Here is a 9,384-nt window from a genome sequence, read left to right as displayed (position 1 = left end):
CGCGGTCGTCGCCCTCGTCGCCACCCTCTGGCACGGCCTCGACGAGCGCGGTGTCGCGCTCGCCTTCGGGGTGTTGATCGCCGTTGGGGAGCTGGCCCGGTGGGGTGGGGCCGAGCAGCGGGAGTCGGCGCCGCTCGGGGCGGCCGGGGCGCTGGCGTACGCGCTGCTGGGGGAGAACGGCGGGCAGAGCACCCACCACGGGGTGCTGCAGACCGTGGCCGTCGTCGTGGCGGCCTCGTTGGTGGGGTGCGTGCCTCACGTGGCCAAGGGACACGGACCGACCGCCGACCACCTCACCCGGCGCGTCCTGACCGTCGCCTTCGCCGCCGTCTGCTTCCAACCCCTCTACAACCAGGGCAGGTTGAGGGAGTGGGCCGAGGACGGACCCACGTACGCGGCCCTGATGCACGACATCGGCCAGCTGTCTCTCGTCGACCCCGTCCCCGCGGGGGCCACCGCCTCCCTCGCCCCCGACGACCAGCGGCGCATCGCCCTGCTCGGCGGCGCCGTGGTGCGCCAGACCGGGGTGGACGCGGAGGTGGCCGTGGTGGTGGAGCGCCAGGCGGACCCGTACCGCGAACAGCCGGTCAGCGCCAGAATCGTACGGGCGGTCAACGCGTACGAGGAGAAAGCCCGGGAAGCAGGTCCCGGCGGGCCCCTCAAGGCGTTGGAGGAGCTGAGGCTCGGCACCGCCCGGGACTATCAGCCCGAGGTGGTGGAGTCGCTGGCCAGGGTGCTGGCGAGGGGCAGTCTTATGCTGCCCCTGGCTGGGTAACCCATGGGTAATGAGCGCCCGTCCGACCGTCCGTGGTTGGATGCGAGGAAGAGGACATCAGGGGGCACAGTCCAGCCCGAGGCTGCACGCTCTTCAACGAACTGGCAGGCGGGAATCGTGAGGATCTTCGGCAAGGGACGGCACCGGCCCTCCGCCTCATGGCGGCAGGCCACCGACCGTGCGTTCACGCTGATCGGCGACGGCCGGTACGAGGACGCGGGGGCGCTGCTGACGCGCGCCGCGGACCTGGAACCCTGGCTGTCCGAGTCGTGGTTCAACCTGGCCCTCCTGCACAAGTTCCGGCACGACTGGGAGCAGGCGCGGGCGGCCGGTCTGAGGGCCGTGGCACTGCTCGACCGGGAGACCGGGGCCCCTGATTGGTGGAACGTCGGCATCGCGGCCACCGCCCTCCAGGACTGGCCGCTCGCGCGGCGGGCCTGGCAGGCGTACGGACTGCGGGTGCCCGGCGGTGCCACCGCATCGGGTGAACCGGTGGGCATGGACCTCGGCAGCGCGGCCGTGCGGCTGTCGCCCGAGGGTGAGGCCGAGGTCGTGTGGGGGCGGCGGCTCGACCCCGCCCGCATCGAGGTCCTCTCCATTCCGCTGCCGTCCTCCGGGCGGCGCTGGGGTGAGGTCGTACTGCACGACGGGGTTCCGCACGGTGAGCGGACGACCGCGGCCGGCCACTCCTATCCCGTGTTCGACGAGATCGAGCTGTGGGCGCCCTCTCCCGTGCCGACCTGGGTGGTGCTCCTGGAGGCGGAGACCGAGGACGACCGGAACGCCCTGGAGCGGCTGGCGGCCGACGCCGGGTTCGCCGCGGAGGACTGGTCGTCGTCGGTCCGGCTGCTCTGTCGGATGTGTTCCGAGTCCCGGATGCCGTCCGACGAGGGGGACGGGGAGCATCTCGATCCGCACGACCACAGTGAGCCGGGGCATCCGGGGCCCCTCGGGCACCGGACCGACGGGCAGCTGTGGGTGCCCGAGCGGGAGTGCGGGCTTGCCGCGCCCGCCTCGTTGGTGCGGGGGTTGTTGGACGGGTGGGTTGCCGACAGCCCGGATTCCAGGGACTGGCGGGATCTTGAAGAGGTTTGTTAGAGGCTGCGACGGGGGTTCGTAGGTCGCGGGCTTGCCGTGGCTGGTCGCGCCCCGCGGCGCAGCCGCACATGGGCACAGCCCCGCGCCCCTGAAGGAGCGCCTCTGTCGGGGGCGCCGCCTGCCGGGGGCGTGCCCCCGTACCCTGTTCAGCATCACAACCCTGTTTTCCGAGGAAGGCTTACGTCGGTCATGGCGCAGCAGGACACCGATCAGCAGCACGTGGGCGTGCTCCCCGTGGACGACGAGGGCTTCGTCATCGACAGTGAGGACGACGCGGGGGAGCGTGAGGCGGCCTATCGAGGGCGCGGTTCCTCGCGGCCCATCACGGTCGTGGGAAATCCCGTACTGCACAAGGAGTGCAAGGACGTCACGGAGTTCGGCGACGACCTCGCCAAGCTGGTCGACGACATGTTCGCCAGCCAGCACACCGCCGAGGGTGTGGGCCTGGCCGCCAACCAGGTCGGCGTCGACCTGAAGGTCTTCGTCTACGACTGCCCGGACGACGAGGGCAAGCGGCACGTGGGCGTGGTCTGCAACCCCGTGCTCGTCGAGCTGCCCGCCGAGCGGCGCCAGCTGGACGAGAGCAACGAGGGCTGCCTGTCTGTGCCGACCGCGTACGCGCCGCTCGCCCGGCCCGACTACGCCGAGGTCACCGGGCAGGACGAGAAGGGCAACCCGATCAAGGTGCGGGGCACCGGCTACTTCGCGCGCTGCCTCCAGCACGAGACGGACCACCTGTACGGGTACCTGTACATCGACCGGCTCTCCAAGCGTGAGCGCAAGGACGCGCTGCGGCAGATGGCCGAGAACGAGCCGCGGTACCCCGTCGTCGCGAACGACTGAACCACCGCCGCATCACGCTGCGGCGCGCGTTCAGGCGGCGTCCGAGCCCCTGAACGTGCGCCGGTACGCGTTCGGGGTCGTCCCGAGCGAGCGGACGAACTGGTGGCGCAGGGCTGCCGCGGTCCCGAACCCCGTGCGGTCCGCGATGAAGTCCATGGTCTCGTCCGTGGCCTCCAGCAACTCCTGTGCCAGCAGCACCCGTTGACGCAACAGCCAGCGGTACGGGGTGGTGCCCGTCTCCTGCTGGAAGCGGCGGGCGAACGTGCGCGGGGACATGAGCGCGCGAGTGGCGAGCTGTTCGACGGTCACCTCCTCGTCGAGGTGGCGCTCCATCCAGGCGAGCACCTCGCCGACCGTGTCGCACTGCGAGCGCGGCAGTGGCCGCTCGATGTACTGGGCCTGGCCGCCGTCCCGGTGCGGGGGTACCACCATGCGGCGCGCGATGGCGTTGGCGACCTCGGGCCCGTGCGCCTCACGCACGATGTGCAGACAGGCGTCGATGCCCGCGGCGGTGCCCGCGGAGGTGATCACCGGGCCCTCGTCGACGTACAGGACGTCCGGCTCGACGTCGATGCGCGGATACCGCTGGGCGAGTTCGTCCGCGTGCCGCCAGTGTGCGGCGCAGCGCCGTCCGTCGAGGAGTCCCGCGGCGGCGAGCACGAACACTCCGGAGCAGACGCTGAGCACCCGGGCACCCCGCTCGACGCCCCGGCGCAGCGCGTCGAGCAGCTCCGGCGGATACTCCCGGGTCGCATACGTGCTCCCGGCCGGTACGGCGATCAGGTCGGCGCTCTCCAGCCGTTCGAGCCCGTGCTCGGTGTGCACGGAGAAGCCGGCGTGCGTGCGCAGGGTCGGCCCCTCGGCGGAGGCGACCGCGAAGTCGTACACGGGCAGGCCCTGGTCGCTGCGGTCGAGGCCGAACACCTCGCAGACCACGCCGAGTTCGAAGGGATGCACGCCGTTGAGCAGGACGACGGCCACGTTGGTGAGCATGCTGCCAGTGTGCATCAGATCTGGCAGGAAATCGAGGGTGTGCGGCAGTCCTGCCACTCACGGTAAGGAGCATTCGGCGCGACAGTGGTGTCCATGGAAACGACACAGCTGGAAGGCCTGATCTCAATGCTCTTCGTCCTCGGAATCCTGGTCCTGCTCGTCCTCCCCTCGGCGTTCGGCATCGTGCGCGACCGGCGCATCGACCGTCAGCTCAGGGAGGCCGAGCAGGGACACCGCAAGGATCAGAAGTCCTCGTCGAAGCCGACCGAACCCTCCACGGCCACCTGGTACGCCGAAGGCCGGCGCTCGAAGAAGTTGGTCAGCTCCTGAACACCCTGCAGCTCCATGAAGGAGAAGGGGTTCTCGGAGCCGTACACCGGAGCGAAGCCGAGGCGCGCCAGGCGCTGGTCGGCGACGCACTCCAGGTACTGCCTCATCGAGTCGGTGTTCATGCCCGGAAGGCCGTCACCGCACAGGTCGCGCGCGAACTGCAGCTCGGCCTCGACGGCCTCCCGGAGCATGTCGGTGACCTGCTCCTGGAGCTGGTCGTCGAAGAGCTCCGGCTCCTCCTTGCGGACGGTGTCCACGACCTCGAAGGCGAAGCTCATGTGCATCGTCTCGTCGCGGAACACCCAGTTGGTGCCCGTCGCCAGACCGTGCAGCAGACCCCGGCTGCGGAACCAGTAGACGTAAGCGAAGGCACCGTAGAAGAACAGGCCCTCGATGCACGCGGCGAAGCAGATGAGGTTCAGCAGGAAGCGGCGGCGGTCGGCCTTCGTCTCCAGCCGGTCCAGCTTCTCGACCTCGTTGATCCACTTGAAGCAGAACTCGGCCTTCTCGCGGATCGACGGGATGCTCTCCACCGCGTCGAAGGCCGCGGCCCTGTCCTGAGGGTCGGGCAGATACGTGTCGAGCAGCGTCAGATAGAACTGGACGTGCACGGCCTCCTCGAAGAGCTGACGGCTCAAGTACAGCCGCGCCTCGGGGGAGTTGATGTGCTTGTAGAGCGTCAGCACCAGGTTGTTCGACACGATCGAGTCGCCCGTCGCGAAGAACGCGACCAGCCGGCCGATCATGTGCTGCTCGCCCGGTGACAGCTTCGCCAGATCGGTGACGTCCGAGTGGAGGTCGACCTCCTCGACGGTCCAGGTGTTCTTGATCGCGTCCCGGTAGCGCTCGTAGAAGTCCGGGTAGCGCATGGGACGCAGGGTCAGCTCGAAGCCCGGGTCGAGCAGGTTCTTGACGGTCTTGTCGGGAGCGGTGGTCATTACTGGCAGGCCTCGCAGGACTCGGGGTTCTCAAGGGAGCAGGCGACGGCGTCCTCGTCGGGAGTCGCGGGAGTCGCCTGTACGGGAATGGGGGCGGCCGTGGCCGAGGAGGAACCCGCGGCACGGGCGATGCGCGTCGCCGGGCGCGAGCGCAGGTAGTACGTCGTCTTCAGCCCCGACTTCCAGGCGTACGCGTACATCGAGGAGAGCTTGCCGATGGTCGGCGTCTCCAGGAACAGGTTCAGTGACTGGGACTGGTCCAGGAACGGGGTCCTGGCCGCGGCCATGTCGATCAGGTCGCGCTGCGGGATCTCCCACGCCGTGCGGTACAGATCGCGCACGTCCTGCGGCACCCAGGTGAAGCCCTGCACCGAGCCGTTCGACTCGCGCAGCGCCTCCCGGGTCTGCGCGTCCCACACGCCGAGCTTCTTCAGCTCGGCCACCAGGTAGGAGTTGACCTGGAGGAACTCGCCGGAGAGGGTCTCGCGCTTGAACAGGTTGGAGACCTGCGGCTCGATGCACTCGTAGACGCCCGCGATGGACGCGATCGTCGCGGTGGGCGCGATCGCGAGCAGCAGCGAGTTGCGCATGCCGACCGAGGTGATCCGCTCCCGCAACGCGGCCCAGCGCTCCGGCCAGTTCAGCTCCACGTCGTAGTGGTCGGGGTGCAGCACGCCCTGCGCCGTACGGGTCTTCTCCCAGGCGGGCAGCGGGCCGTTGCGCTCGGCGAGGTCGGCGGACGCCTCGTACGCGGCGAGCATGACGCGCTCGGCGATACGGGTGGAGAGCGCCTTGGCCTCGGCCGAGTCGAAGGGCAGCCGCAGCTTGAAGAAGACGTCCTGCAGACCCATCGCGCCCAGGCCCACCGGCCGCCACTTGGCGTTGGAACGGCCCGCCTGCTCGGTCGGGTAGAAGTTGATGTCGACGACCCGGTCGAGGAAGGTGACGGCGGTACGGACGGTCGCGTCCAGCCGCTCCCAGTCGATGTCACCGGTGGCCGTGTCCACGAACGCGCCGAGGTTGACCGACCCGAGGTTGCAGACCGCCGTCTCGCCGTCGTCCGTGACCTCCAGGATCTCCGTGCAGAGGTTGGAGGAGTGGACCGTGTGGCCCGGCAGCGCGGTCTGGTTGGCCGTGCGGTTGGCGGCGTCCTTGAAGGTCATCCAGCCGTTGCCGGTCTGCGCGAGGGTGCGCATCATGCGGCCGTACAGATCGCGGGCCGGGATGGTCTTCTTGGCGAGGCCCTGGTCCTCCGCCTTGCGGTAGGCGGCGTCGAACTCCTCGCCCCACAGGTCGACCAGCTCGGGCACGTCGGCCGGCGAGAACAGCGACCACACGCGGTCCTCGTTCACCCGGCGCATGAACTCGTCCGGGATCCAGTGCGCGAGGTTCAGGTTGTGCGTACGCCGGGCGTCCTCACCGGTGTTGTCGCGCAGCTCCAGGAACTCCTCGATGTCGGAGTGCCAGGTCTCCAGGTAGACCGCCGCCGCGCCCTTGCGCCGGCCGCCCTGGTTCACGGCGGCGACCGAGGCGTCGAGCGTCTTCAGGAACGGGACGATGCCGTTGGAGTGCCCGTTCGTCCCGCGGATCAGGGAACCGCGCGAGCGGACACGGGAGTACGCGATGCCGATGCCGCCCGCGTGCTTGGAGAGCCGGGCCACCTGGTGGTAGCGGTCGTAGATGGAGTCCAGCTCGTCCAGCGGGGAGTCGAGGAGGTAGCAGGACGACATCTGGGGATGCCGCGTACCGGAGTTGAAGAGCGTGGGGGAGGACGGCAGGTAGTCGAGGCGGCTCATCAGCCGGTACAGGGCGGCCACTTCGTCGAGAGCACGGGTCGTGTCGTCCTCGGCGAGACCGCTCGCCACACGCAGCATGAAGTGCTGGGGCGTCTCGATGACGGACCGCGTGATCGGGTGCCGCAGCAGATACCGGCTGTGCAGCGTGCGCAGGCCGAAGTAGCCGAAGCGGTCGTCGCCTTCGAGGTCGATCAGCGCGTCCAGACGGGCCGCGTGGGTCCGTACGAACTCGGCGGTGCGGTCGGCGATCAGGCCCTCGCGGTGGCCGACCGCGACCGACTCGGAGAAGGACCGGACACCTTGCGAGGCGGCCTCCGCGGCGATGCTGATCGTCAGCAGGCGGGCGGCCAGCTTCGAGTAGACCGGGTCCTCGGAGATGAGGCCCGCGGCCGACTCCGTGGCCAGCTCGCGCAGCTCCGCGGTGATCCCGTCGGCTCCCACGGAGGACCGGCCGCGCAGCGCGGCGGCGGCGACCCTGCCGGGGTCGGCGTCGGGAAGGTCGGCGGTGAGGTCGGTCAGGGTCCGCAGCAACACGGTTCCCGGTCCGTCGGCCTCGGCCCTGTCCTGCTGGTACTGGGGCGCTTTCGCTGAGACCGGATCGGCTGGCGCGATGGTCACGTGGGGCTCTCCCTCGCTCGGCACGGGGCCTGCGGGGAGGGGGGTTCGGGGCACACGGGGGTACACGCTCTGCGCAGCGGTACGCCGCGTCCACCGGCCCACTCCGCGAGGCCCGGACGTCATGGCACCCGGGCCGGATGGCCTGGGCACGCTGTCGGCAGGTCCTCGGACTGACCGGGCGCACGGCTCTCCTCTGGGGACAGACATGCACAAGTACACCGTTGCGGGACAGTTCCGGATTCGCACCGGATTCCCCTGCGGCGACAGCGAGCATGAGCATACATCTTGTGCCGGGCTCGGGAAGCACCCCCACATGTTGTGTCGTGTCGGCTTCGGAGGGTGTCAGAGTGCCAACTCGTAGGTGAGCAGCATGATGTCGTCGAGGTCCGGGACCGGGTTCCAGTCGCGGTCGGGGGCGCGGGTGAAGCCGAGGCGTCCGTAGATGCGATGGGCGCTGTGCATGGTGCGCTGGGTGGACAGCACGACGCGTACGCAGCCTTCTGTGGCCCGGGCACGTTCGACGCAGGCGCGCACGAGGGCCTCGCCCGCCCCGTGTCCGCGGGCCTCCTTGGCGACCGCCAGCATCCGTATCTCGGCCTCGCCCTCGCGCGCGATGTCGGCCATCGGCCCGCCGGACGGGACGAAGGTCACGCCGCCGACGACCCGCTCGCCGGCCCCTGTCGCCAACACGGCCACGAGCACGTCGGCGGCGGCGGCGCGCTTCGCCACGTCCCGCAACTCGCCCAGATACCCGTCGCTCTCCCCGAAGTCGAGGAGCCCGTCCCCGAGATAGGCCTGCGCGGTGATCTCGCCCACAGCCTCGTACTCCTCGGGCCTCGCCCGCCTGATCACGATGTCCATGCCTGGCAGTGTGCCCGAGGGGTACGACAGAGGCCGCCGAGTTTTTCCCAGGGGGTGGCTCAGCCCACGGCCGGCCACTGCGGCAGGGTCGTGACGAAGTCCTTCGTGAAGTCGCGCGGTCCCGGGCCGAGGGCCACGCGGCCCGTGTGGCGGGTGCGGGCGGTCAGGGCGGGCGACTCGGTGTAGTAGTTCCGCCGGGCGGCCGAGGGGACGAACACGGTCTGGCCGCGGGTGAGTTCGCTGGAGCACTCGACGACGACGGCTCCCTCCGCGAGCGTCACGAACGACTCGTCCGCGCACACGCCCACGGCCAGCGGGTCGTGCAGCGGGCAGGAGTCGCCTCCGCCGTGGCGGCGGTAGGAGCCGATGTAGACCCGCAGCAGCCGGGCCGCGAGCGCCGCGCCCTCCCCGGCCGCCTCCAGCGCGGCGAGGTCGGCGGGGCCGAAGAGCCAGCCGTGCGAGGCGTCCAGGTCGACCATGGTGAACGGGATGCCGGAGGAGAGCACCACCTCGGCGGCGTCCGGGTCCGCCCACATGTTGAACTCGGCGACCGGGGTGATGTTTCCGGGCACCTGCGCGTTGCCGCCCATGAACACGAACTTCTTCACGCGCCGGGCGAAGGCCGGGTCCTCCAGGAGCGCGATGGCCACGTTCGTGAGCGGGCCGGTGGCGCACACGGTCAGCTCGCCCTCGTGCTCCCGGGAGAGCCGCAGCAGCGCCTGTGCGGAGGACTCCGTCGGGTGGGCGGCGGTCGAGTCGGGCAGCGTCTCGTGGCCGAGGCCCTCGGGGCCGTGGAAGTGGGCCGCGGCCGCGTACGGGAGTCGGGTGAGGGGGCGGGCCGCTCCGCGGTGGACCGGGACGTCCGTGTCGATACGGAGGGCTCTCGCCAGGGCGCGGGCGTTGCGGTACGTCTGCTCGACGGGGAGGTTGCCGCCCACGGAGGTGTAGGCCCTGAGGTCCCACCTGCCTGTGCCGAGCAGGTACTGGAGAGCCACGGCGTCGTCTATACCGGGATCACTGTCGAGGACGATCGGAGCGCGAACGGTCACGCTGACCAGCGTAGCGGCGGACTCCCGTGCCGCCAGGGGGAGTTGTCGCCCCCGCCGCCCCTACCCGTCCCGTCCCTGGGGGC

At 70.4% G+C, this 9,384-nt stretch carries 8 protein-coding genes, 1 pseudogene and 1 riboswitch; of the genes and pseudogenes, 4 read left to right on the top strand and 5 right to left on the bottom strand.

The features are described from left to right. The 3 genes and pseudogenes from AOK17_RS41210 to def all read left to right on the top strand — a co-directional run. Positions 1-775: pseudogene (locus AOK17_RS41210) on the top strand (metal-dependent phosphohydrolase); the annotation flags it as partial. Between the two features lie 117 nt (positions 776-892). Beyond that, positions 893-1,873: a tetratricopeptide repeat protein gene (locus AOK17_RS41205; RefSeq protein WP_055617768.1), complete on the top strand. Its 981-nt coding sequence runs from the start codon at positions 893-895 to the stop codon at positions 1,871-1,873. Positions 1,874-2,062: 189 nt separating this feature from the next. Next, entirely contained in the window at positions 2,063-2,716 is a 654-nt protein-coding gene (gene def / locus AOK17_RS41200; RefSeq protein WP_055617767.1) for a peptide deformylase, read from the top strand. A 30-nt stretch (positions 2,717-2,746) separates the two neighbouring features. Here def and AOK17_RS41195 read toward each other — a convergent pair whose 3' ends face one another. Then, positions 2,747-3,709, bottom strand: coding sequence for a helix-turn-helix domain-containing protein (locus tag AOK17_RS41195; RefSeq protein ID WP_055617769.1), 963 nt, complete (start codon positions 3,707-3,709; stop codon positions 2,747-2,749). A 93-nt stretch (positions 3,710-3,802) separates the two neighbouring features. On the opposite strand from AOK17_RS41195, the gene AOK17_RS49355 reads away from it, so the two are divergent. Further along, the gene (locus tag AOK17_RS49355; RefSeq protein WP_206190922.1) at positions 3,803-4,039 is read left to right on the top strand and encodes a hypothetical protein; all 237 of its coding nucleotides are present in this window, start codon (positions 3,803-3,805) and stop codon (positions 4,037-4,039) included. On the opposite strand, the gene AOK17_RS41190 is transcribed toward AOK17_RS49355, so the two are convergent. The 4 genes from AOK17_RS41190 to AOK17_RS41175 all read right to left on the bottom strand — a co-directional run bounded on the left by AOK17_RS41190 (position 3,952) and on the right by AOK17_RS41175 (position 9,301). After that, positions 3,952-4,977 carry a ribonucleotide-diphosphate reductase subunit beta gene (locus tag AOK17_RS41190; protein WP_055617766.1) on the bottom strand — a complete coding sequence of 342 codons (1,026 nt, stop codon included), beginning with the start codon at positions 4,975-4,977 and terminating at the stop codon, positions 3,952-3,954. The two genes, AOK17_RS49355 and AOK17_RS41190, sit on opposite strands and share 88 nt — an antisense overlap. Then, positions 4,977-7,391, bottom strand: a complete 2,415-nt coding sequence (locus tag AOK17_RS41185; protein ID WP_055617765.1) for a ribonucleoside-diphosphate reductase subunit alpha — start codon at positions 7,389-7,391, stop codon at positions 4,977-4,979. The genes AOK17_RS41190 and AOK17_RS41185 overlap by 1 nt, the downstream gene beginning before the upstream one ends. A 139-nt stretch (positions 7,392-7,530) precedes the next feature. Further along, a riboswitch (cobalamin riboswitch) is annotated at positions 7,531-7,671 on the bottom strand. A 62-nt stretch (positions 7,672-7,733) separates the two neighbouring features. Then, positions 7,734-8,252: a GNAT family N-acetyltransferase gene (locus tag AOK17_RS41180; RefSeq protein ID WP_055617764.1), complete on the bottom strand. Its 519-nt coding sequence runs from the start codon at positions 8,250-8,252 to the stop codon at positions 7,734-7,736. A gap of 59 nt (positions 8,253-8,311) precedes the next feature. Further along, a complete protein-coding gene (locus tag AOK17_RS41175; protein WP_055617763.1) occupies positions 8,312-9,301 on the bottom strand; it encodes a nucleoside hydrolase in 990 nt (329 codons plus the stop codon). Positions 9,302-9,384: the final 83 nt, after the last annotated feature.

The sequence above is a fragment of the Streptomyces phaeochromogenes genome, assembly GCF_001418655.1.
Lineage (GTDB): Bacteria > Actinomycetota > Actinomycetes > Streptomycetales > Streptomycetaceae > Streptomyces > Streptomyces phaeochromogenes.
The sequence above is the reverse complement of the archived record's forward strand: the minus strand, read 5'-3'. Positions and strand labels throughout refer to the sequence as shown.

Bases quoted from the DNA above. Each gene is read 5' to 3' on its own strand.
- def (WP_055617767.1), top strand. From the start codon at position 2,063: ATGGCGCAGCAGGACACCGATCAGCAGCACGTGGGCGTGCTCCCCGTG.
- AOK17_RS49355 (WP_206190922.1), top strand. From the start codon at position 3,803: ATGGAAACGACACAGCTGGAAGGCCTGATCTCAATGCTCTTCGTCCTC.
- AOK17_RS41195 (WP_055617769.1), bottom strand. From the start codon at position 3,709: ATGCTCACCAACGTGGCCGTCGTCCTGCTCAACGGCGTGCATCCCTTC.
- AOK17_RS41180 (WP_055617764.1), bottom strand. From the start codon at position 8,252: ATGGACATCGTGATCAGGCGGGCGAGGCCCGAGGAGTACGAGGCTGTG.
- AOK17_RS41190 (WP_055617766.1), bottom strand. From the start codon at position 4,977: ATGACCACCGCTCCCGACAAGACCGTCAAGAACCTGCTCGACCCGGGC.